Genomic DNA, 22,859 nt, shown 5'->3' with positions numbered 1-22,859 from the left:
TCCGTCAGGACCCGAGTCCTGCGGCTGCGCCTGAGCGACCACGAACGGAGCTGCGCCTTGCGCATGCGATGCGGTGTTGGCCAATTGCATCGCGGTAAGAGCCGTCGTCGCAAGCAGCACGAAACGAAGGTTGGTCATGTGGTGAACTTCCCCGGAAGGTTCTTTGACGAAGTGTCGTGATGAACGGCTACGCGTTAGGCCGCAATGTGGCAGGCGAAGCGGCCGCGGCCCGATTTATTTCTGCACGCAAATCGACTCACTATGATGACGTTCATTGCGCATTCAGACGTCGGTTGCAATCGCCTCACATGCGATGCGTGCCTCACATGTGATCGCGCGGCGGCCTCGCGTCGGTCGCGGGATTGGGCGTGAGCGGTCCATTGGGCCCGCGGGAGGGAATCTCTTCAGGCGTGCGGCCCGGCAATTCGTCGGGCTGCGGGGATTCGCCGGGCTCGCGGACAGGCGGCGTGATCTCGGGCTGCGGATTGCCGGGCGGAATGCCCGGCGGCGGCTCGGTCGGCGTCCCCGGTGTCGACGGCGGAATCTCGGGCGGCTCGATCGGCATCACATCGAGACCTTGCGGTTATCGCCGAGATCGGGCCGCGTATTCGTCACCACCGCGGCGGCCATCTTCACATAGGAGATCACCGTGCCGGGCGAATCCCAGAACTCGGCATCATCAGGCGTGATCTTGAGCACGCGGATGTTGGGGTCCTCGGCGCTGTCCCACCACGCCTTCGCCGGTGTCGAGAACAGCTCCTTGATCTTGGCCCGGTCGTTGGAGACGACGGCTGTGCCGGTCAGCGAGACGTATTTCTGGCTGCCGGCGTCGGCGAACGACAGATTGACGGAGGGATTGCGCGCGATCTCCTCGTCCTTGTGGCGCCGCGCGTCGGTCAGGAAGTAGATCGTGTTGGCGTCGCGATCGAGCTGGGCGCTCATCGGCCGCGCGCGCAGCTTGTCGCCATCGCGCGTCACCAGCATCGCGAATCCGATCTTCTTCATCAGATCCCAGACGCGGTCCGCATCGCCGGTATTGTCGTTGGCCATATCGTGCTCCTTCTGCAAGGAACGATAACGACCTGCATGGAACGATGTTCCTGCCGGAACCTAGGCCTATGCCGGCGCGTGGCAGACGGCCTCGATGTTGTGGCCATCGGGATCGAGCACGAAAGCACCGTAGTAATTCGCGTGGTAATGCGGGCGGATGCCGGGCGGGCCGTTGTCCCGGCCGCCGGCCGCGATGGCCGCCTTGTAGAAGGCGTCGACGGTGGCGCGGTCTTTGGCCGCGATCGCGATATGCACGGGCTTGTTCATGGCGCCTTCCGCGCCGAACCAGAAGTCCGGCTTGCCGTCGACGCCGAATCCCGCGGCCGCCGCGTGCCCGGTCTGCTCCGCCGTCACCTCCATGATGAGGCCGTAGCCGAGCGGGGCCAGTGCCCTGGTGTAGAACGCCTTGGCGCGATCGTAGTCGGAGACCGAGAATCCCAAATGATCGATCATCGTCATTCTCCCCAGTTCGTCGTCATTGGCGCGACAGGAAAGTGTTGCTCCGCGTCTTGCGCACGATCGCATAGCCACGCGCGACCATGTCGGCAATACAATCCTGCTGCCATTCGTTTTGTGACAGGTGCTCGATGACGACCGCGCGCGGCCATAGCGCAGGCGGTGCGTCGCGGAAGAAGCCGATCAGGACGCGGTCCTCGAACCCCTCGACGTCGATCTTCAGTGAATCGACTTGGGCAACGCCGGCCTCGTCGAGAATGCGTGTCAACCGCAGCGACGGCACCTTGATGGCCTCGGCGCTCGCCGGGCCGGTGACGACGTGAGTGGCGCCAAGATTGCCGCCGCCGCTCTCGATCATCAGCTCGCCGTCGCTGTCGCCGGCCGCAGCCTGTACCAGGCGCACCTGCGCCGTCTGCGACGCGGCGTGATTGAAAGAAAGCCGTCCAAACGTCAGCGGATGCGGCTCGATCGCAACCACCTTGCCCTTCGTGCCGACCTGCCGCGCCATCACCAGCGCAAACGTGCCGACATTGGCGCCGACGTCCACGAAGGTGCCGCCCGCCGGGGTGTGCCGGCGCAGAAAGTCGAGCTCGTCGAGATTGTAGTCGGGATTGAACAGCGCGCCGCGCTCGGTCGCACTGCCCTGGTGATAGAAGCGGAACGATGCGCCCTGATATGGCACGTCGAGCGGGCCGCCGCCCAGCAGGTTGACCAGCCGCGACATCCATGGCCGGAACGCGCCGCGCTTCAATCCCGACCGCTGTGTCAGGCGAATGATCGCAGCCTGCGCCGCATTGGGCGCAAACGCGCCGAACGGCGCGGACGAAGGGGCATTGTCGGTCGTCAAGCAGCTGATCCTCATTACAAGCGGCGCATGCATAGCCGGTTTTGCCGAGGACTCCAACGCTCACGAGACGCCTGTAGCCCGGATGGAGCGAAGCGCAATCCGGGGCTCGCCTCGCGGACAGACCTTCCCGGATTGCGCTTCGCTCCATCCGGGCTACTGACCTCACGCCGCCTTTTTCGGCGGTGCCTTGCGCTGCCTCAGGAATCGCCCGAGCAGCCTGCGCTTGCCCTTGCGCGGAATGAGATCGATGTCGCTGACCAGCTTGGCCCCGCCCTTGCGACGCTCCAGCACGATCTTGCGGCTGTGGAAGGCTTCCAGCTCCGCGCGATGCGCGACGCTGACGATGGTCGCCTTCGGCAGCTCGTCGGTCACCATCTTCATCATCTTGTCCTGGCTCTTCTCGTCGAGCGCCGAGGTCGCCTCGTCCAGCACGACGATGTCGGGGTTGTGCAGCAACAGCCGCGCAAAGGCGAGGCGCTGCTTCTCACCGCCGGACAGGGTCTGGTCCCAGGGCGCTTCCTCCTCGATCTTCTCCTTGAGATGATCGAGGCCGACCTTGTGCAGGGCTTCGCCAATCTCCTCGACGGTCCAGTCCTCTTCGGCGCCGGGATAGGCGACGGCACGGCGCAGCGATCCCGACGGAACGTAAGGCCGCTGCGGCAGCATGAACAGCCGGCGGTCGGCATGGAAGTTGACGCTGCCGCCGCCCCAGGGCCACAGGCCGGCGATGGCGCGCACAAGTGTGCTCTTGCCGGTGCCGGATTCCCCGGCGACGAGGAGCCGCTCGCCCGGCTCGATCACCACCTCGGTCTCGCCGACCACGGCGGTGCCGTCGTCGAGCGTCACAGAGAGATCCTTCATCTCCAGCATGGCGTCATTGCTGGTCTCGCCGCGCTTGATGCGGCCGAGACCGTCGCCCTGCTCGGCGCGTTCGAGGCCGTCGAGCGACATCATCAGCGAGGCGATGCGGCGTGCGCAGGCGTTCCAGTCGGCGAGCCGCGGATAATTGTCGACCAGCCAGCCGAACGCGCTCTGCACGATGGTGAAGGCGGAAGCGGCCTGCATCACCTGCCCCAGCGACATGGAGCCGTCGAGAAACTTTGGCGCGCAGAGCAAGAGAGGCACCACGGGAGCGACGAGGCTCGACCCCTGCGACACCAGCGTGGTGCGCATGTGCTGGCCGGCGAGGCGCGCCCATTGCCTGAGCACGTTGGTGAAGTTGCGGTCGATGCCGTCGCGCTCCTCCTCCTCGCCGCCGAGCAGCGCGATGCTCTCACCGTTCTCGCGCACGCGCGTCAGCGTGTAGCGGAAATCAGCCTCCGCCTGGTTCTTGTCCTCGGAGACCTGCACGAAGCGCCGGCCGATCACCAGGATCGAGCCGGAGGCGATTCCCGCATAGAGCATCGCGGCGATGACGAGAAAGCCGGGAATGGTGATGGTCGATCCGCCCAGCGTCACGGTCAGTGCGCCGCCGATGGTCCAGAGCACGACGATGAAGGTCGCGGCCGACAACAACGCCGAGGTGACGCCGGCCAGGAAGTCGACCGGAGAATCGGTCGCGATGCGTAAGTCCTCCGCGATCCGGTATTCGGGATTCTTGTGGTCGCCGCCGACGAGGTTCAGCTGGTAATAGCGGCCGTTCTTGAGCCAGCGCGTCAGCACGCTCGACGTCAGCCAGGCCCGCCAGCGCCGCTGAATGCCCATCCGCGCGAACACCTGCGCCACGCCAAGCACGATGCTGCCGATCGCGAGCGGGAAGAATAATGCGGTGAGATGGAAGACGCTCGCTGCGTCGCGCTTCTCGATCGCGTCGAAGATCGCCCTATTCCAGACATTGATGCCATACTGGAAGCCGACGGTGAGGATGATCAGCAGGCCAAGGCCGATCGAGAACGGCCAGGCGAGGCGATCGCCGCTGCGGCCCCAGAAGCCGCGCGCGCTGATCCAGAACCGCGTCAGCAGATAATCCTTGCGGACCTGCTCGGCCTCCTCGGGTGACAGTTTGGGATCGGGCTCGAGCAGCTCGGGGGGCGGCGGCTCGACCTCGTCGCCATTCTCGCCCTTGATGCCGACGATCGGCGGCTTGTCTTGTTCGCGCTTCGCGGCGGGCTTGTGCATGAGCCGACAACGCCAAGGGAACCCGCGGGTTCCCCAGGGTTCCGCAGGCCTTCTATTCGGCTGCGCCGTCCCGGACGCGCCGGATCCGGGCCGCGCGATGCAGAACGCGCGACAACTCCTCGATCGAATAGGGCTTTTGCACGAGATCGAAGCCGGCCACGCCATCCTGCGACAGCGCCTGGCTGTAGCCGGTGGTCAGCACGACCGGCACGTCGATGCCGCGGTCGCCGATGGCCTGCGCCAGATCGATCCCTGTCATCCCAGGCATGACGACGTCCGAGAACACGACGTCGAAGCGATCCGCGTCCACGACGAGCTCGGCGAGCGCGTCGGTGGCATTGTCGACCAGCGTGACGCTGTAGCCGAGCTCGGTGAGACCATCCGCTGCGAAATTGGCGAGCTCGATATTGTCCTCGACCAGCAGCACAGACATGCCGCTGCCGGCCACCGCCGGCGCCGTGTTGGGTGCCTGCCGCTGCGGCAAAAGCTCCGGCGGCACGCGCGGCAGATAGAGCGCGAAGGTGCTGCCGTGTCCCACTTCGCTCGTGACCGTCACCTCGCCGCCGGATTGCCGGGCGAAGCCGAACACCTGCGACAGGCCGAGGCCGGTGCCGTGGCCGACCTGCTTGGTGGTGTAGAACGGCTCGAAGATGCGTCCGAGACGGGCGGCGGGAATGCCGACGCCGGTGTCGCTGACGGTCACGCTGACGAAGCCATGGTTTGCCGGGATATGGCTGCCCGAAGCGGCGGCCAGCGTGTCCGGTACGCGCGTCGCGACCTCGACCTTGAAGGTGATCCTGCCCTTGCCTTGCATGGCATCGCGCGCGTTGGTCGCCATGTTGATCAGCGCTGTCTCGAACTGGCCGGCATCGGCACGGACGAGGCAGGGCTCCGTGGGCAGGCGCATGGTGATTTCGATGGCCGATCCCAGCAGGGGCGCGAGCATGTCGTGCAGCAACTGCATCCGTTCGCCGACGTCGAACACCTCCGGCTTCAAGGTCTGACGCCGTGCAAAGGCGAGCAGCTGCGAGGTCAGCTTGGCCGCGCGGCCGACGGCATCCGCAATGGCCGTGATGTAGCGCTGGCGCCGCTCCTCGGCCAGTTGCGGCCGGTTCAACAGGTCGACCGAGGCGCGGATCACCGTCAGCAGATTGTTGAAATCGTGCGCGACGCCGCCGGTGAGCTGTCCGAGCGCCTCCAGGCGCTGGCTGTGCTTGAGCGCCTCTTCGGCCTCGCGGCGCCTGGCGGCTTCGGCCTGAATCTGCTGGGTGCGCCGCAACGCCAGCGCCAGCAGCAGAAACAGCAGCGCGGTGGCGGGAATGCCGAACACCAGGTGCTGGCCGATGGTGGCGAGCCAGCGCGCGCGGATCGCCGAGGTCTCGAGCCCGGCGCTGACATAGATCGGGTATTCCGAGACGCGTCGGTAGCCGATGCGGCGCTCGATGCCGTCCGACGGCCAGACGACGGTGATGAGGCCGTGCTCGGGGCGCGCCGCGATCTCCCGGCCGACCGGTCCGGTCGGATCGAGCTTGATGTCGTGGTCGAGCCGCGGGAAATGCGCAAGCAGCACGCCGTCGGTGCGGCCCATCGCGAAGAAGCTGCCGGCATCCGAGCCGATGCGCGCATAGAAACTGTCGAAATATTCGGGGAGGACCGAGGCCTGGATCACCCCGATGAAGCTGCCGTCGTCGGAATCGCGGCGGCGGCTCACCCCGAAGAAGCGCGCGCCCTGATAGGGCGGGCGGGGCGTCAGGGCCGTGCCGATGAACGTGCCGATGCTCTGGTCGATATGGGCATAGAAGTAATCACGGTCCACAAAGCTCAGCTCCGGCGGCGGCGAGGCAAGGCTGTTGACCAGCGCTTTTCCGTCCGCGTCGAAGATCCAGGCCGATTTGAGCTGCGGCAGCGAATCGGTCAGCCGCTTCAGGCGGCGGTGCAGCGCCGGCTCGCGCGCGCGGATGGTGTCGTCGGGGAGGCCGCGGACCACTTCGCCCAGCTCGGCAAGGCTGCGGTCGATGGTCTCGAACACCTTGAGCGCGTGCTCATGCACCACGTCGAGCGTGCGCTCGATCTCGCGGTCGGCGATGTCGCTGGTCGAGGTGTAAGAGATCGTCGCCGCGATGGCGAACAGCGCAACAGGCAACGCCAGGGATGCCGCCATCATCCACTGCAGCAGTCTCAGCGAGTTGCGTTGCGCCCTCTGCACAGTCGCTCCGTCCCTGACTGAAACTTAGCTGAATTTCGTCGCCGGAAGGAAGCAGCTTATGGCAATAACCACTGGTTGCAATGCCATCAATTCTCGTGCAGCTGAGGTGATAGGGATTCTGCTCAAATTTTCACCGAATTTGTGTGTGTGTCATTCAGCTCCAATGTCCTTGGGTGGACTGTCCATCTCGCCGGCGGCACAATCACGGGAACTGAAGTCGAGGCGCGCTGAGGGCTGCAGCCCCTCGCCTGTTCGGTCGAGGGGCTGCAGATTTGCGCGAGGATGTGGAGCTATATCCGGAACCATCCACGGCTGGGCCAGGCGGTCAGATCGCGTGCGCCTCGCGCAATGACCGGGCCGCTTTCTCTCCGATGATGACGCACGGCGCCATCGTGTTGCCCGTGGTGATCCGCGGCATCACCGAGCCGTCGGCAATGCGGAGCCGGTCGACGCCGTAAACCCTGAGCGTGCCGTCGACCACCGACATCGCGTCGCGCCCCATCTTCGCCGAGCATGTCTGGTGCCAATAGGTCACCGCGGAGTCGCGCACGAAACGCTCCATCTCGGTAGCGTCAAGAGGGCCGGGCATCGACTCGCGAGCCACCAATGGTTCGAACGCTCTCGTATTACCGAGCGAACGGCAGAGGTCCACACAGGCGATCGCCGTCTTCAGATCGTCAGGATGCGACAGCATGTTGGCTTCGATGCGCGGTGCTGCAAGGGGTTCGGCGCTCCGCAGCCTGACCCGGCCTCGGCTCTTCGGCAAAGCAAGGCCTGCAAACATGGTCCAGCCATGAGCAGGCGCCCCGCCTGCCGTCTCGGGGCTCGGCACCGGAAACTCGACCTGGCAGAACAGCAGGTCCGGAGATTCGAGCGCGGCCTGGGATTTCCAGTACAGGGTCGCCGCATTGCCGGTGTTGCGCGGCGCGACCGGCTCGCGATACTCCCAAATGCATCCGAACGAGACGTGATCCTGGAGGTTCTGGCCGACCCCCGGCAGGTGCTGGACCACGGGTATATCAAATGCTCGGAGCTCGTTCTCGTCGCCGACGCCGGAGCGCATCAGCACCGCCGGCGTCTGGATCGCTCCGAGCGCGAGCACGACTTCCCGCGCCGCGCCGATCCGCAAGGCGCGCCCGTCACGCATCGCTTCGATGCCGACGGCCCTGCCGTGCTCGATCAGGATGCGAGAGACCTGCGTTCCCGTCAGCAGCGTGAGATTCGGCCGATCGAGAAAAGGATAGGTATAGGCCCGGAAGATGGAATTGCGCCTGCCATTGCGGACGAGAATGTCCGTGATGGCGCAGCCGCCATCGCCTTCCATCATCTCGCCGTTGGGGCTTTCGAACGTCGGAATGCCGATCTCCTTCGCCGCGTCCAGCATCGCCAACGCGGCCGGCCCAGGATCGGGCGACGGCTGCACGAAGACCGGGCCGCCGGTGCCGCGATGACGCGGATCGGGCGTGCCCTGCCAGTTCTCGATCTCCCGAAAAATCTTTGAGACCGAATCGTAGCCCCAGCTCTCGTCGCCGCTTTGCTCGGCGAAGAAATCCCAGTCGCTGCGGTGACCGCGCGCCCACAGCATCACGTTGATGCTCGAACCGCCGCCGACGACCTTGCCCATCGACATCGGAAGGGCGCGCCCGTTCAGATGCGGATTTGGCTCGGCGACAAAACCCCAATCGGTCGCGCTGCCGAGGTTGCCGGGCCACGACGCCGGGTCCATGACGGTCGGCACCTCATCGCTGCCCCCGGCTTCGATCAGCAGCACAGCGACGGACGGATTTTCGGCGAGGCGGCGGGCGACCACCGAGCCCGAACTGCCGGCGCCGCAGACGATGAAGTCGTAACTGCGGCGCAGAGTCTCATTGAGCCGGCGCTGGTTGGCAGCAGCGCGGTCGGCAAACTCGGGAAGGTCGGACGGCAGGACGTCGTTCATGAGGTCACTCCAGGCAGTTGCGCGCGGCCGAAAGGGAGCTTCCGGGCGACGCGGGTGAGAAAGGGAAGAGGGTCAGTTGTCAGCTGGGGAAGGCGGTCATGGATCGCGCCTGTCCTGCAGCTGACGCCCGGGTTTGGCCGAGGCACGGGTTTGGTCGTGCGAGGGCGATTTCCCGGCTCTGCGGGACGGATGGGGGCTTGGGCTGTCAGGCCATCGCTTGCTCCTTCTGAGGGGAGGGTGGGCGCGGCGCATCTGCCAGAGAGCACGCAGCCAACCTATCAGATTTATCAAATCTATCAGTATCATCAAATTTATCAAAATAGCAGGAATGCCCTCTTGTCAACGGAGCCGGAAGCACGACATTGTGAGGAGGGGACAGGCCCGGCCGGCAAACGGCCGAGGGCAGAGATGGGCGCGATGGAAAAGGACATCCTGACGACGGCGGAGGCTGCCAAGATTTTGGGGGTCTCGATCCGCACGGCGCAGCTTCTGATCGAAGGCGGGACAATCCCCTCTTGGAAAACTCCGGGCGGTCATCGGCGCGTCTACCGCCGCGACGTCCTTGCGCAGATCACCGGCCTCGCTCAGCCGATGACGGCTTCCGCGCGGGTGATCGTGATTGCGCGTCCGGAACGCATCGCCGACTACGCAGGGGCGCTGGCGAAGGTCAAATATTGCGTCGTCGAGCGCTATACCGACGTCTATGCTGCGCTGCTCGGGATCGGCTCCCGGCTGCCGTCGGCGGTTGTCATCGAAGCCGAGCCATCGGACGCCGGTAGGTTGGCTCTCGTGGAGAGCTTGCGATCTGATCCGGCCCTTGGAGCCACCCAGTTGCTCGTTGTCGGCCACTCTTCGGCAGATATGGGAATGACGCGTTTCATCGATGGATTGGAAGCGCTACCGGAGGCGGTCGAGGCGGCGATTCGGGGCGCCGTGGAGCCTCCCGTCCCGTTCGACACGCCGCCATCCTTTCCGTTTCCGGCCAATGAGGGCCAGCGCCTCGTGGCGCTCGAACGCTCCGGCCTGGTCGACACGCCGCCGGAGGATGCCTTTGATCGCCTGACCTGGTTGGCAGCGCATAGCCTCGACGCTCCCGTCGCACTGCTGACGCTGCTCACCCCGACCCGGCAATGGTTCAAGTCGCGCTACGGGCTCGACATGGCCGATACGCCCCGCGGCTGGGCGTTCTGCAATTACACCATTCTGGAGAAGGACATCATGGTCGCGGAGAACCTCGCCACCGATCCGCGCTTCACCGAGAATCCGGCCGTCTCGGGAGAACTTGGGTTTCGGTTCTACGCGGGCTGCCCGGTGGTGGATCCCGATGGCTTCACGCTCGGATCACTCTGCGTGATCGACACGAGGCCGCGCACGCTCGACGATATCCAGAAGCAGATCCTGGCCAGTCTCGCCGCGCTCGCGTCAGACGAGATCAAGCTGCGCGTCACCGACCGCCAATTGCGCCGGGCGGCCGAGCCCGGGATTTCGAAGCCAAGTGCGCAAGCCCGATCCTCCAACAAGCGCGATGCTCGGCAGGGCACTGCGTGACAAGACACCGCGTGACACCCGGCGGGTGTCACGCAACACGGCCTGTCAGATCTGCCGCTCGACCATCTTGAGCTTGAGCTCGGCGATGGCTTCCGCGGGGTTCAGGCCCTTCGGGCAGGCCTTGGCGCAGTTCATGATGGTGTGGCAGCGGTAGAGCCGGAACGGATCCTCGAGATTGTCGAGCCGCTCGCCGGTCGCCTCATCGCGCGAATCGGACACCCAGCGGTTGGCCTGGAGCAGCGCGGCGGGGCCGAGATAGCGGTCGCTGTTCCACCAATAGCTCGGGCACGAGGTCGAGCAGCAGGCGCACAGGATGCACTCGTAGAGGCCGTCGAGCTTCTCGCGGTCCTCGTGGGTCTGGCGCCATTCCTTTTGCGGCGTCGGCGAAGTCGTCTTCAACCACGGCTCGACGGAGGCGTACTGCGCGTAGAAATTGGTGAGGTCGGGGACGAGGTCCTTCACCACCGGCTGATGCGGCAGCGGATTGATCTTCACCGCGCCGTCCTTGACGTCGTGCATCGAGCGGGTGCAGGCCAGCGTGTTCTGGCCGTCGATGTTCATCGCGCAGGAGCCGCAGACGCCTTCGCGGCAGGAGCGGCGGAAGGTCAGCGACGGATCGATGTGGTTCTTGATCCAGATCAGGCCGTCCAGCACCATCGGACCGCAATCATTGGTGTCGACGTAATAGGTGTCGACGCTCGGATTCTTGCCGTCATCCGGATTCCAGCGATAGACGCGAAACTCGCGCGTCTCGGTCGCGCCCGCGGGCTTCGGCCAGGTCTTGCCGCCGGTGATCTTGGAGTTCTTCGGAAGTGCGAATTCAACCATAAGTCCTGCCTCTGGTTTCTTCCGTCATTGCCGGGCTTGACCCGGCAATCCATCGCCTTCGAGAAGATGGATGCGCGGGTCAAGCCCGCGCATGACGAGTGGTGATCAGTACACGCGCGCTTTCGGCGGGATGTACTGCACGTCGTTGGTCATGGTGTAGTCGTGAACCGGGCGGTACTCGATCTTGACCTTGCCGGCATCGTCCAGCCAGGCCAGCGTGTGCTTCATCCAGTTCTTGTCGTCACGCTCGGAGAAGTCCTCGCGGGCGTGCGCGCCACGGCTCTCGGTGCGGTTGGCGGCCGAGTTCATCGTCACCACCGCCTGCGAGATCAGATTGTCGAACTCGAGGGTCTCGACGAGGTCCGAATTCCACACCAGCGAGCGGTCGGACACGGCGATGTCGGTGATGCCGCTGTGGACCTTCGCGATCAGGTTCTGGCCTTCGCTGAGCACTTCGCCGGTGCGGAACACCGCGCAATTGGTCTGCATCACATTCTGCATGCCTTCGCGCAGCTTGGCGGTCGGCGTGCCGCCGGAGGCGTAGCGGTAGTGGTCGAGCCGGCCGAGCGCGAGCTCGGACGAGTTCGCCGGCAGCTCGGGCTGCTTGGCGTTCGGGGTGAGCTTCTCGGCGAGACGGAGCGCGGCGGCGCGGCCGAACACCACGAGGTCGATCAGCGAGTTGGAGCCGAGGCGGTTGGCGCCGTGCACGGAGACGCAGGCCGCTTCGCCGATCGCCATTAGGCCGGGGATCACCGCGTTGTCGTCGCCGTCCTTCTTGGTCAGCACCTCGCCGTGATAGTTCGTGGGGATGCCGCCCATGTTGTAGTGCACGGTCGGCACGATCGGGATCGGCTCGCGCGTCACGTCGACATTGGCGAAGATCTTCGCGGATTCGGAGATGCCCGGCAGGCGCTCGGCCAGCACCGCGGGATCGAGATGGTCGAGGTGCAGGAAGATGTGGTCCTTCTTCTTGCCGACGCCGCGTCCCTCGCGGATCTCGATGGTCATCGCGCGCGAGACGACGTCGCGCGAGGCGAGGTCCTTGGCCGACGGCGCATAGCGCTCCATGAAGCGCTCGCCCTCGGAGTTGACGAGATAGCCGCCTTCGCCGCGCGCGCCTTCGGTGACGAGGCAGCCCGAGCCGTAGATGCCGGTCGGGTGGAACTGGACGAACTCCATGTCCTGCATCGGCAGGCCGGCGCGCAGAACCATGCCGCCGCCATCGCCGGTGCAGGTATGCGCCGAGGTGCAGGAAGCATAGGCGCGGCCATAGCCGCCGGTCGCGAGGATCACGGTCTGGGCGCGGAAGCGATGCAGCGTGCCGTCGTCGAGCTTGAGCGCGATGACGCCGCGGCAGGTGCCCTGGTCGTCCATGATCAGGTCGATGGCGAAGAACTCGATGAAGAACTCGGCCGCGTGGCGCAGCGACTGGCCGTACATCGTGTGCAGCATGGCGTGACCGGTGCGGTCGGCGGCGGCGCAGGTGCGCTGCGCCTGGCCCTTGCCGAAGTCCATGGTCATGCCGCCGAACGGGCGCTGATAGATCTTGCCGTCCTCGGTGCGCGAGAACGGCACGCCCCAATGCTCGAGCTCGTAGACCGCCTCGGGCGCGTTGCGCACCATGTATTCGATCGCGTCCTGGTCGCCGAGCCAGTCCGACCCCTTCACGGTGTCGTACATGTGCCAGCGCCAGTCGTCCTTGTGCATGTTGCCGAGCGAAGCCGAGATGCCGCCCTGCGCCGCGACGGTGTGCGAGCGGGTCGGAAACACCTTGGTGATGCAGGCGGTACGAAGTCCCGCTTCGCTGCAGCCGACCACGGCGCGCAGGCCCGCGCCGCCGGCACCGACCACGACGACGTCATAGGTATGGTCTTCGATCGGGTAGGCTTTGCCGTTGGTGGCGGGAGCGCCGTTGCCCTTGCCATTCGTCTCATTGGCCATGGGTTACACTCCGGAAGACAGTTTGAGGATCGCGTAGGTCGAGGCGAGTGCCACGGCGATCGAGAAGAAGTTGTTGAGCATCACCGCGGTGAGCTTCAGCTTCTCGTTATGGACGTAGTCCTCGATCACCACCTGCATGCCGATCTTCATGTGCCAGGCGCTGGCGAAGATGAAGAGCAGCAGGATCACCGCCACGGGAATGGAGCTCAGGGTCTGCGCGGCGTAGACTTGGTTGCGACCGAGCAGCATCATGATGATCACCAGGCCCGGGATCATCAGCAGCGTCATGGCGACGGCGGTGATGCGCTGGCGCCAGAAATCGGACGTGCCGGAATGCGCGGCGCCGAGATTGCGGACGCGGCCGAGCGGAGTGCGCATGCTGCGCTTGGGCGTATCGCTTGCGCTCATCGTCCGCCTCCGATCGCATAGGCGATGATCCAGACCAGCACCGTCAGCGCGATGCCGCCGATCAGCGCGCCCCAGGTCAAGGCTTCCCGCTCATTGGCCTTGAAGCCGTAGCCGAGGTCCCAGACGAAATGCCGGATGCCGCTCAGCATATGGTGCATCAGCGCCCAGGTGTAGCCGAACACGATCAGCCGGCCGATGATGCTGCCGGCGAAGGCCTGGACGTGGGCATAGGCGGCCGGGCCGGAGGCTGCGGCAACCAGCCACCAGACCAGCAGCAGGGTTCCAACATAGAGGGCGATCCCGGTGGCGCGATGGACGATGGACAGCGCCATCGTCAGCGTCCAGCGGTACACTTGCATGTGTGGTGAAAGCGGTCGTTCGATCCGTGCGGTCATGGGCTTTGATGTTGTATGGCGGCCCAGCAGGGGGCGCGCGGGGATCGGAAAGGTCGGCTCTATTTACGGAGTCGATTTCTCCTGCGCAATCACCAATTCGCCATAAATCGAACGCGGGTTCAGCTCTAGAGCCTTGATGAAACAAGGCCAATCAGCGGCTTGGTATACCAGAGCCTGAGTCGGCCAGGCAATAATTGAACTTATTTTCACTTCTTGTGGATCGTTGAGGCGCATTGAAATTACTATTGGAACGCCTCTAAGCGAGCGGCACGCACGTCGTCTGCGCCCGCGGGCTCACGACGCCGGAAGCGGCCTCGGCCAATTTCAACGCTATCGCCAATTCCGCCCGGCGCACTGATTTTCCGCGCGACGGCGGATATGCGCAGCCCGCATCCCACCCAAGACGCTCGGCGAGGCGTGTCGACCCGGCCAGGCAGATCTCCTACAGCTGGACCCGCAGCCGAATCCGCCGACCATTCAGCGGTGCTGCCGGGGCAGGCCGGGTGATTGCAGGTCTTGAAATCAAGGAGATCATCGAGCTCGCGCTGTTGCTGATCGCAACGGGCGCGCTGTCGGGATTTCTGGCCGGCGTGTTCGGCATCGGCGGCGGCGCGATTCTGGTGCCTGTGCTCTACGAATGCTTCCGCATCGTCGGCGTGCCCCTGGACGTGCGGATGCCGCTCTGCATCGGCACCTCGCTCGCCATCATCATCCCGACCTCGCTTCGCTCGTTCCAGGCGCACTACAGGCGCGGTGCGGTCGACATGGCGATCCTGCGCCTGTGGTGGCTGCCGATCGTCATTGGCGTCATCGCCGGCAGCGTGGTGGCACGCTACGCGCCGGAGCGGTTGTTCAAGATCGTCTTCGTCTGTGTCGCCTACGCCGCAGCGGCGCGGCTGATCTTCGCGCGCGAGACCTGGAAGCTCGGTGGTGACATGCCGAAGGGCCCGCTGATGCGCGCCTATGGCTTCTGCGTCGGCATCCTCTCGACCTTGATGGGCATCGGCGGCGGACTGTTCTCGAACCTGCTGATGACCTTCTACGGCCGGCCGATCCACCAGGCGGTCGCGACCTCGTCGGCACTCGCCGTGCTGATCTCGATCCCCGGCGCGCTCGGTTACATCTATGCCGGCTGGCCGGCGGCGGCGACCTATCCGGCCGTCGCCGCGCTGCAAGTGCCGTTCGCGCTCGGCTACGTCTCGCTGATCGGGGCCGTGCTGGTGATGCCGATGAGCCTCGTCACCGCGCCGTTGGGCGTAAGGGCGGCGCATGCCATGTCGAAACGCACGTTGGAAGTCGCGTTCGGGTGTTATTTGTTCGTCGTCGGCAGCCGGTTTGTGATGAGCTTGTTGGGTGGGCAGTGACAAAATCAGGCATTGAGCTTCGGTGATCGACCGGTTCGGCGCTTCAGGCGCACTTCACTGTGCCGCCACTTGCGCAGATCGCCCTGACCCTTGAGTAAGCCTTCTTCGGCGAGGGCTTGAATACGAGCTGCAAACATCTCGTCGGTAGCGTGGAATCCAAGCTTTTCGCTGCGCTTGACGGTCAGCCAAATGACTGCAGCCGTTTTCTGCCACTGCGACGTTACGATCGAAAGAATGATTTGATCGACATCCTCTACAGAGACGGTGGGAGGAAGCAAAACATCCTCCCATCTCAGGGAACTGTTGATCTCGGGAAACTCCCTGAATGGCAGCAAGTGCGGAAACCGCTGAAACAGGGTCGTCAGCAGCTCGGAATTCAGCTTGATTATGAGTTCTCGGAGCGATGCCGCGTCCTTGTCATTGTCCGGGAGCAGGCGAGTCGCTGCTCTGGCCTCATCCAGTACGCGAGCAGCACCAACGAGATATTGGACAACATCAGCCGCCTGATCGTCGTTCATGCCTCTCCCCGAAATGGCTACTTCTTCGCGTAAATATCCTTGTACGTATCCCGCAGAACGTTCTTCTGCACCTTGCCCATCGTATTCCGCGGCAGCTCGTCGACGACGAAGACGCGCTTGGGCATCTTGAATTTTGCGAGCCTTCCGTCGAGCGCCTTCAGCACCGCGCCTTCGGTGACGTCCGCGCCCTTGTTGCAGACCAGCACCGCCGTGACGCCCTCGCCGAAATCGGCGTGGGGCACGCCGATCACGGCGGATTCGATCACGCCCGGCATGGCGTCGATCTCGCTCTCGATCTCTTTCGGATACACGTTGAAGCCGCCGGAGATCACGAGATCCTTGCCGCGGCCGAGAATGTGGACGTAGCCCTTGCCGTCGATCTTGCCGAGGTCGCCGGTGATGAAGAAGCCGTCGTCGCGGAATTCGGACTTGGTCTTCTCCGGCATGCGCCAATAGCCCTTGAAGACGTTGGGACCCTTGACCTCGATCATGCCGATCTCCTCGCGCGGCAGCTCCTTGCCCGTCTCGGGCTCGGTGACGCGCACCGAGACGCCGGGCAGCGGGAAGCCGACCGCGCCGGGCACGCGCTCGCCGTCATAGGGGTTCGACGTGTTCATGTTGGTCTCGGTCATGCCGTAGCGCTCGAGCACGGCATGGCCGGTGCGCGCCGACCATTCGCGATGGGTCTCGGCCAGCAGCGGCGCCGAGCCCGAGATGAACAGCCGCATGTGCTTGGTCGTCTCGTGCGACAGAGCGGAGTTTTGCAGCAGGCGAGTATAGAACGTCGGCACGCCCATCAGCACGGTGGCGCGCGCCATCAGCTTGATGATCAGATCCGGATCGAGCTTCGGCAGGAAGATCATCGACGCCCGTGCGAACAGAGTCACGTTGGTCGCCACGAACAGGCCGTGCGTGTGGTAGATCGGCAGCGCGTGGATCAACACGTCCTTGTCGGTGAAACGCCAATAGCCGACCAGCGAGAGCGAGTTCGACGCCAGATTATCATGCGTCAGCATCGCGCCTTTGGAGCGGCCGGTGGTGCCTGACGTGTAGAGGATGGCGGCGAGATCGTCGTTTTCGCGCGGCACCGTCGTAAACTCACTGCTCGCCTTCTCGGCGGCTTCCGTCAGCGAGCCCTTGCCGTCGGCTCCGAGCGTCTCGATCTTGGCCTTCACCTTGGCGGCGATCGGGGCGAGACCTTCGGCCTTGGAGGGATCGCAGACCACCAGCGACGGCTCGGCGTCGCCGATGAAGTAATCGAGCTCGTTCAGCGTATAGGCGGTGTTGAGCGGCAGGTAGACCGCGCCGGCCCTGACCGTGCCGAGATACAGCACGATATTGGCGACGGACTTTTCGACCTGCACCGCGACGCGATCACCCGGCTTCACGCCGCGCGCGACCAGCACGTTCGCCATCTGCCCCGCCCGCGCGATCAGATCGCCATAGCTGATATGGGCGCCGTCATGCGTCTCGATCGCGAGGCGTTTGGGATTGTCGAGGCCGTCGAACAGGCGGGAAAACAAATTGGCGTTGGCAGCTGGGTTCATGCAAGATTTCCTCGACCGCAGGGACTTGTCCGACAAGGCTTGTTGGGCAAGGCCGGTCAAAACCGAGGGCTGGATTAGCAAAAACCGCCCCGATGAAGCAACGGAGACAGTTTGCATGACCAAAGTTGGGAAACGCGTGGCCTGGGTCACGGGCGGCGGCAGCGGGATCGGGGAAGCCGGGGCCGAGGCGTTAGCTGCCGACGGCTGGACAGTGGTGGTATCGGGCCGGCGCCAGTCAGCCCTGGATACCGTGGTTGCGAAGATCATCGGGGCGGGCGGGGCTGCCGAGGCAGTGGCGCTCGATGTCTCCAATGCGGCTGAAGCCCAGCAGGCGGCCGATCAGATCGTCGCTAGGCACGGCCGGATCGATCTGCTCGTGAACAATGCCGGTATCAATGTTCCCAAGCGCAGCTGGAAGGACATGGAGCTGGAAGGCTGGGACCAACTGGTCCAGGTCAATCTCAATGGCGTGCTCTATTGCATGCGCGCGGTGCTGCCGACGATGCGCAAGCAGCAGGACGGCGCCATCATCAACGTCTCGTCCTGGGCCGGCCGCCACGTCTCGAAGATGCCGGGCCCCGCTTACACCACCACCAAGCATGCGGTGCTGGCGCTGACCCATTCCTTCAACATGGACGAATGCGTCAACGGCCTGCGCGCCTGCTGCCTGATGCCGGGCGAGGTCGCAACGCCGATCCTGAAGCTGCGCCCGGTAGTGCCGAGCGAAGCGGAGCAGGCGAAGATGCTGCAACCGGAAGATCTCGGCCGCACCATCGCGTTCATCGCCAGCATGCCGGCACGCGTCTGCATCAACGAGGTGCTGATCAGCCCGACGCATAATCGCGGATTCATCCAGACGCCGAACAACAGGGATTGAGACGCGGCGTGCCACAGAGTCGGTGTCATCCCCGCGAACGCGGGGATCCATAACCACAGGCGGAAATTGAGGGCGCGGCTGGTCACTCCGAGTCTTCGCCAAACCACTCCCTGTGGCAATGGGTCCCGGATCGGCGCTTCGCTTGTCCGGGACGACAGCGGCGTGTGTGGCGCGAGCTCGCAACACACGAACATCCCCGCCCATAGTTTCACGCATCACAAAGAATTTTCCCCCGAAACCGCACCTCAAACCCTCCCGTAGTTCGGTCCAACGACGGCACGCTGCATCACCCCAAATTGTCGCAGTCGCCGTTGTTGCCCCAACCCAACGCCGGCCATCGCCGGTCACAATCCAATCGGGAGACTCTCCATGTCGAAGCGCATTGCCTATCTCGCTGCCGCCGCCTTCAGCGCCCTCGCCATCACCGCGACAATCGTCGCGCCTGCGAGCGCCGAGGAAAAGACCGTCATGGTCGGCGGCGCCGCGATGTTCCCCTCGAAGAACATCGTCCAGAACGCGGTCAACTCGAAGGACCACACCACGCTGGTGGCGGCGGTGAAGGCGGCCGGCCTGGTGCCGACGCTGGAGGGCAAGGGCCCGTTCACGGTGTTCGCGCCGACCAATGCGGCCTTCGGCAAGCTGCCGGCCGGCACCGTCGACAATCTGGTCAAGCCCGAGAACAAGGCCACGCTGACCAAGATCCTCACCTATCATGTCGTGCCCGGCAAGCTCGAGGCCTCCGACCTCACCGAGGGCAAGAAGCTGAAGACCGCCGAGGGCGAGGAGCTCACGGTCAAGAAGATGGACGGCAAGGTCTGGATCGTCGACGCCAAGGGTGGCACCTCGATGGTCACGATCTCCAACGTCAACCAGTCCAACGGCGTGATCCATGTGGTCGACACCGTGCTGATGCCGGCCTCGTAACACCCCGCGATCCTGTTTCAGCCCCGACAGGATGTTTCGCGACGGCGAGCCGGGGGTGCCCGGCTCGCTTTTTTGTGACCGCAATAGCCTGACGGCATCGATTCAATGGCCGGCAGGGCGTAACGCAAGCGGACGGTCTGGCGTATAATTGCTGACACACGATCCTCTAGGACGGAACCGCCATGGCGAGCCTCACAGTCACCGACGAGCAGGTCAGGGCCATCAAGGCCAAAGTGATCCAGCCGGCCTGGGTCCGGGTCATGCACTGGGTTAACGCGTTTGCCATGATCCTGATGATCCTGTCGGGCTGGCAGATCTACAACGCCTCGCCGCTGTTCGGCTTCACCTTCCCGCGCGACTACACGTTGGGTGGCTGGCTCGGCGGCGGCCTGCTCTGGCACTTCGCCGCGATGTGGCTGTTGATGCTCAACGGCCTCGCCTATCTCGTCACCGGCTTTGCCACCGGTCGTTTCGCTAAGAAGCTGTTTCCAATCACCCCGTCAGGCGTGCTCCACGACGTCAGGGCCGCCCTGACCTTCAAGCTCGGCCATGACGATCTCACCGTCTACAATTACGTGCAGCGCCTGCTCTATGCCGGCATCATCGCGGTCGGCGTGCTGATCGTGCTCACGGGCCTCGGCATGTGGAAGCCGGTGCAGTTCTATTATCTCGTGATGCTGTTCGGCGATTATCCGACCGCGCGCTACGTGCATTTCTTCTGCATGGCCGCGATCTGCGCCTTCCTCGTCATTCACGTCCTGCTCGCGCTCTTGGTGCCGAAGAGCCTGCGCGCGATGATCATCGGACGCTAAGGAGCAAGCCATGGCCAAGCGTTCATTCCTGATCCCCGGCGTCGACAAGCGGCTGCTGATCAAGGACGCCATCAAGACGATGCCGGACTTTACCCGCCGCCGTTTCATCGCCGGCGGCGCCAGCCTCGGCGCGCTGACGCTGCTGACCGGCTGCGACGTCGTGGATTCGTCCTCGGCCGATACGTTGCTGGCGCAGGTCTCGAAATTCAACGACGCGGTGCAGGCCTTCATCTTCAATCCCGACGCGCTGGCGCCGACCTTTCCCGAGAGCGCGATTACAAAACCGTTCCCGTTCAACGCCTATTACGATCTCGACGATGCGCCCGATGTGAACGGTACCGACTGGAAACTGGAAGTCCGCGGCCTCGTCGACAACAAGAAGTCGTGGACGCTGGACGAGCTTTACAAGCTGCCGCAGGTCAGCCAGATCACCCGTCACATCTGCGTCGAAGGCTGGAGCGCGATCGGCAGCTGGACCGGCACGCCCTTGCGCGATTTCCTCAAGCTGATCGGCGCCGACACCCGCGCGAAATATGTCTGGTTCCAGTGCGCGGACAAGGACGGCTACAACTCGCCGCTCGACATGCGCAGCGCGCTGCATCCGCAGACCCAGATGACGTTCAAATACGCCAACGAGATTCTTCCGCGCGCCTACGGCTTCCCGATGAAGATCCGCGTGCCGACCAAGCTCGGCTTCAAGAACCCGAAATACGTGGTCTCGATGGAAGTCACCAACGAGTACAAGGGCGGCTATTGGGAAGACCAGGGGTACAATTCGTTCAGCGGGAGCTGAATAATTCAGGTCGGGCGCATTTCGCTGTTATTACAGGTAGTTGCGTAATTTTATCGAGCAATCTAGGTTAGTGCGATATTCTCACGGGTACGCACTAATGGATACTGTTAGGCCGACGTTATTCGTAAGCCATGCTAACGAAGATCAATTATTGGTTGAGAGCCTTGGCAATTTTCTGACGAGGCTATCGCTTAAGCAATTCCAGATCTGGTTCTCGTCAGATAAGAGAGCAGACGGAGGGCTTCAGCCTGGCGATCTCTGGTTTCAGCAGGTGCAGGCAAGGATGGCCTCGTGCGAGGCAATTCTCGTAGTCGTGACCAACAGAAGCGTCAATCGACCTTGGATTTACTTCGAATCTGGATACGGCAGCGCTTCTTCACAAAAGAAGTTGATAGTCGTAACGCACGGTATTTCCAGCGTGTCGGAGATATCTCCACCTCTGTCTTATTGGCAAATGTATCGGGTTGATACGCTCGATGGGCTAACACAATTCTCGACGAAGCTTCTTGATATCTACGGGGTGGCTTTCGACCCGATTCTATTTGAGGCGTACTCGGCGAAATATTTCGATCAGTTGACCAGTCTTGCTGCGAGTCCAGAGCCTCTGTCTCTTGGGAGACCGAAAGTCGCGGATCAAGGAGGAGTGGACGTTCAGTCCATACTATCGCACATTGATCGGCGCATATTTGAGCTGTCTGGTCTTTTTCCGGCTCGTGACGAATACATGTCGTATCACGTGACGATAGTGGATTCCTTCAGCAAGGAGAGGCATCGATTTGAAGTGTTCAAAGGGATGAACCTTCAAGAGGCAATGGACGGAATTTGGAGCAAGATCAGCGATTTTGTCCCCCCGTATACGTATCTTCTTACGTGGGTATTAAGGCATGAGCGAACAGGGATTAGGTTGATCGTTCGAGAGATGGCGTTTGCAATCGACGCGACCGACGTATTTAAGCCTTCGGCCGTCTGGGTCGTTGATCAACTGGACAAACCGTTTGAGGTATCGGCAGCCCGGCCCGAAGCTTCGATTTCAGGTGACAGCTTATCATAGCGTGGTCATGAGTGCAGACGCTTCTGCAGCAGCGATAGCGCCGCACCCAGCGCCAGCAGCGCCGCCGACACATTGAGCGCGTAGCTCAGGCTCCCCAGCGCATCCGTGATCGCGCCGACCACGATCGGGCCGAGCGTCTGGCCGACGCCGAACGAGATCGTCATTGCCGCGATCGCGGTCGGCCACATCTGCGGCGGATAGTTGAAGCGCACGAAGGCGGTGGTCGAGCCGACCACGGCGAAGAAGGCGACGCCGAACACCAGCGCGGAGACCGCAAGCCACACCGGCGAATGCCCGAGCATCGGCAGGGCTGCGCCTAATGCGTTGGTGCCGAGGATGATGGCGGTGGCAAGCCCGCCGCGATCGAGCGCGAGCACGCCGCGCCAGGCCCAGGGCGTCGCGAAGGCGGATAGGCCGATCAGGCTCCAGAACGCCGCCTGCGCCGCGGCTCCGCCGCCGCCGTCGCGCACATAGGCGATCATGAAGGTCATGTAGGCGATGTAGCCGGCACCGAACAGGAAGTAGCCGGCCAGATAAATCAGCACGGGCCAGATCGCGAACGAGCCGTGACCGCCTTCCGAGAAGCGGACGCTGCTCTCGATGCGGATCAAAAACAGCGGGATCGTCATCGCGACCGAGAGCAGCGTCAGCGCCCACCACACGATCCACCACGAGCCGGGCCCGAAATGTTGCAGCGTGAACGGGGCGATCAGCCCGGAGGAGAGAATGCCGATACCGGGTCCGGCATAGAACAGGCTGAGCAGGAAATTGGCCCGCACGGGCTGCGACTGCGCGATGGTCGCAGCCAGCGCCCCGCCGGCGACGAAGCCGGCCGCGGCCCCAAGGCCAAGCACGAGGCGCGCCAGGCTCAACGCGATGAAATTCCCCGTCAGCGCGCAAGTTGCCAGCGCGGCGACGCAGGCGAGGGTTCCGCCGCGGATGGCGGCCGCCCAGCCGACGCGCTGGATCAGCCGGGACGCCACCAGCGCGCCGACGAGATAGCCGACGGCATTGATGGTGTTCATGAATCCGGCCGCCGAGTAGGACCAGCCGAGGTCCTCCCGCATGTCGGGCAGCACCAAGGCATAGGCAAAGCGGCCGATACCGAGCCCGACCGTCGCGGCCAGCGACAGGGTCAGCATCAGCCGCGCGGGGTGCGCCTGTGGCGGGGGACGGTCAGGGGCGTGCCAGGGGTTACTCCGGCGTTTGGCAGTGTGGCAGGCCCCGCCCGCCTTGC

21 protein-coding genes are annotated in these 22,859 nt (G+C 64.0%); 7 read left to right on the top strand and 14 right to left on the bottom strand.

Translation table 11 applies throughout. The features are described from left to right. Positions 1 to 322: 322 nt before the first annotated feature. The 7 genes from SE92_RS22850 to SE92_RS22820 form a co-directional block, all read right to left on the bottom strand. Positions 323 to 565 (bottom strand): hypothetical protein, encoded by a 243-nt coding sequence (locus SE92_RS22850; protein WP_063198559.1) that lies wholly within the window; start codon positions 563 to 565, stop codon positions 323 to 325. Continuing rightward, a complete protein-coding gene (locus SE92_RS22845) occupies positions 565 to 1,050 on the bottom strand; it encodes a pyridoxamine 5'-phosphate oxidase family protein (protein WP_063203709.1) in 486 nt (161 codons plus the stop codon). Before SE92_RS22845 ends, SE92_RS22850 begins: the two co-directional genes overlap by 1 nt. Before the next feature lie 66 nt (positions 1,051 to 1,116). Next, entirely contained in the window at positions 1,117 to 1,503 is a 387-nt protein-coding gene (locus SE92_RS22840; RefSeq protein ID WP_063203708.1) for a VOC family protein, read from the bottom strand. A 22-nt stretch (positions 1,504 to 1,525) separates the two neighbouring features. Next, positions 1,526 to 2,353, bottom strand: a complete 828-nt coding sequence (locus SE92_RS22835; protein ID WP_063203707.1) for an FkbM family methyltransferase — start codon at positions 2,351 to 2,353, stop codon at positions 1,526 to 1,528. Positions 2,354 to 2,515: 162 nt separating this feature from the next. Next, the gene (locus tag SE92_RS22830) at positions 2,516 to 4,471 is read right to left on the bottom strand and encodes an ABC transporter ATP-binding protein/permease (RefSeq protein ID WP_063198557.1); all 1,956 of its coding nucleotides are present in this window, start codon (positions 4,469 to 4,471) and stop codon (positions 2,516 to 2,518) included. 52 nt (positions 4,472 to 4,523) lie between these two features. Next, positions 4,524 to 6,677 (bottom strand): hybrid sensor histidine kinase/response regulator family protein, encoded by a 2,154-nt coding sequence (locus SE92_RS22825; RefSeq protein ID WP_063198555.1) that lies wholly within the window; start codon positions 6,675 to 6,677, stop codon positions 4,524 to 4,526. 325 nt (positions 6,678 to 7,002) lie between these two features. After that, positions 7,003 to 8,616 (bottom strand): GMC family oxidoreductase, encoded by a 1,614-nt coding sequence (locus SE92_RS22820; protein ID WP_063198553.1) that lies wholly within the window; start codon positions 8,614 to 8,616, stop codon positions 7,003 to 7,005. Positions 8,617 to 9,033: 417 nt separating this feature from the next. Between SE92_RS22820 and SE92_RS22815 the strand changes: the two genes are divergently transcribed. Next, complete coding sequence (locus SE92_RS22815) at positions 9,034 to 10,164, top strand: GAF domain-containing protein (RefSeq protein ID WP_063921228.1); 1,131 nt, start codon at positions 9,034 to 9,036, stop codon at positions 10,162 to 10,164. Positions 10,165 to 10,209: 45 nt separating this feature from the next. Here SE92_RS22815 and SE92_RS22810 read toward each other — a convergent pair whose 3' ends face one another. The 4 genes from SE92_RS22810 to sdhC form a co-directional block, all read right to left on the bottom strand. Then, complete coding sequence (locus SE92_RS22810) at positions 10,210 to 10,992, bottom strand: succinate dehydrogenase iron-sulfur subunit (RefSeq protein WP_063198552.1); 783 nt, start codon at positions 10,990 to 10,992, stop codon at positions 10,210 to 10,212. A gap of 105 nt (positions 10,993 to 11,097) precedes the next feature. Continuing rightward, positions 11,098 to 12,933 carry a succinate dehydrogenase flavoprotein subunit gene (gene sdhA, locus SE92_RS22805; protein WP_063198550.1) on the bottom strand — a complete coding sequence of 612 codons (1,836 nt, stop codon included), beginning with the start codon at positions 12,931 to 12,933 and terminating at the stop codon, positions 11,098 to 11,100. A gap of 3 nt (positions 12,934 to 12,936) precedes the next feature. Continuing rightward, positions 12,937 to 13,341 (bottom strand): succinate dehydrogenase, hydrophobic membrane anchor protein, encoded by a 405-nt coding sequence (gene sdhD / locus SE92_RS22800; RefSeq protein WP_063198548.1) that lies wholly within the window; start codon positions 13,339 to 13,341, stop codon positions 12,937 to 12,939. Then, complete coding sequence (sdhC, locus tag SE92_RS22795; protein WP_028133330.1) at positions 13,338 to 13,736, bottom strand: succinate dehydrogenase, cytochrome b556 subunit; 399 nt, start codon at positions 13,734 to 13,736, stop codon at positions 13,338 to 13,340. Before sdhC ends, sdhD begins: the two co-directional genes overlap by 4 nt. A gap of 503 nt (positions 13,737 to 14,239) precedes the next feature. Between sdhC and SE92_RS22790 the strand changes: the two genes are divergently transcribed. After that, positions 14,240 to 15,100, top strand: coding sequence for a sulfite exporter TauE/SafE family protein (locus SE92_RS22790; RefSeq protein WP_063198547.1), 861 nt, complete (start codon positions 14,240 to 14,242; stop codon positions 15,098 to 15,100). Between the two features lie 5 nt (positions 15,101 to 15,105). On the opposite strand, the gene SE92_RS22785 is transcribed toward SE92_RS22790, so the two are convergent. After that, positions 15,106 to 15,618, bottom strand: coding sequence for a DUF3658 domain-containing protein (locus SE92_RS22785; protein ID WP_063198545.1), 513 nt, complete (start codon positions 15,616 to 15,618; stop codon positions 15,106 to 15,108). A 17-nt stretch (positions 15,619 to 15,635) separates the two neighbouring features. Beyond that, a complete protein-coding gene (locus SE92_RS22780; RefSeq protein WP_063198544.1) occupies positions 15,636 to 17,165 on the bottom strand; it encodes a malonate--CoA ligase in 1,530 nt (509 codons plus the stop codon). Positions 17,166 to 17,280: 115 nt separating this feature from the next. On the opposite strand from SE92_RS22780, the gene SE92_RS22775 reads away from it, so the two are divergent. From SE92_RS22775 to SE92_RS22755, 5 genes are all read left to right on the top strand, one after another. Further along, positions 17,281 to 18,042 (top strand): SDR family oxidoreductase, encoded by a 762-nt coding sequence (locus SE92_RS22775; protein ID WP_063198542.1) that lies wholly within the window; start codon positions 17,281 to 17,283, stop codon positions 18,040 to 18,042. Between the two features lie 369 nt (positions 18,043 to 18,411). Further along, complete coding sequence (locus tag SE92_RS22770; protein ID WP_063198540.1) at positions 18,412 to 18,966, top strand: fasciclin domain-containing protein; 555 nt, start codon at positions 18,412 to 18,414, stop codon at positions 18,964 to 18,966. Positions 18,967 to 19,148: 182 nt separating this feature from the next. Then, entirely contained in the window at positions 19,149 to 19,778 is a 630-nt protein-coding gene (locus SE92_RS22765; protein ID WP_063198539.1) for a cytochrome b/b6 domain-containing protein, read from the top strand. Positions 19,779 to 19,788: 10 nt separating this feature from the next. Continuing rightward, complete coding sequence (locus tag SE92_RS22760) at positions 19,789 to 20,571, top strand: molybdopterin-binding protein (protein WP_063198537.1); 783 nt, start codon at positions 19,789 to 19,791, stop codon at positions 20,569 to 20,571. Between the two features lie 97 nt (positions 20,572 to 20,668). Next, positions 20,669 to 21,622 carry a toll/interleukin-1 receptor domain-containing protein gene (locus tag SE92_RS22755; RefSeq protein WP_063198535.1) on the top strand — a complete coding sequence of 318 codons (954 nt, stop codon included), beginning with the start codon at positions 20,669 to 20,671 and terminating at the stop codon, positions 21,620 to 21,622. Positions 21,623 to 21,627: 5 nt separating this feature from the next. Here SE92_RS22755 and SE92_RS22750 read toward each other — a convergent pair whose 3' ends face one another. Then, the gene (locus SE92_RS22750; RefSeq protein ID WP_063198534.1) at positions 21,628 to 22,764 is read right to left on the bottom strand and encodes a YbfB/YjiJ family MFS transporter; all 1,137 of its coding nucleotides are present in this window, start codon (positions 22,762 to 22,764) and stop codon (positions 21,628 to 21,630) included. Between the last annotated feature and the right edge of the window lie 95 nt (positions 22,765 to 22,859).

Origin of the sequence: Bradyrhizobium sp. AT1, from assembly GCF_001590795.1 — a bacterium.
Lineage (GTDB): Bacteria > Pseudomonadota > Alphaproteobacteria > Rhizobiales > Xanthobacteraceae > Bradyrhizobium.
This window is presented reverse-complemented; position numbering and strand designations above follow the sequence as displayed.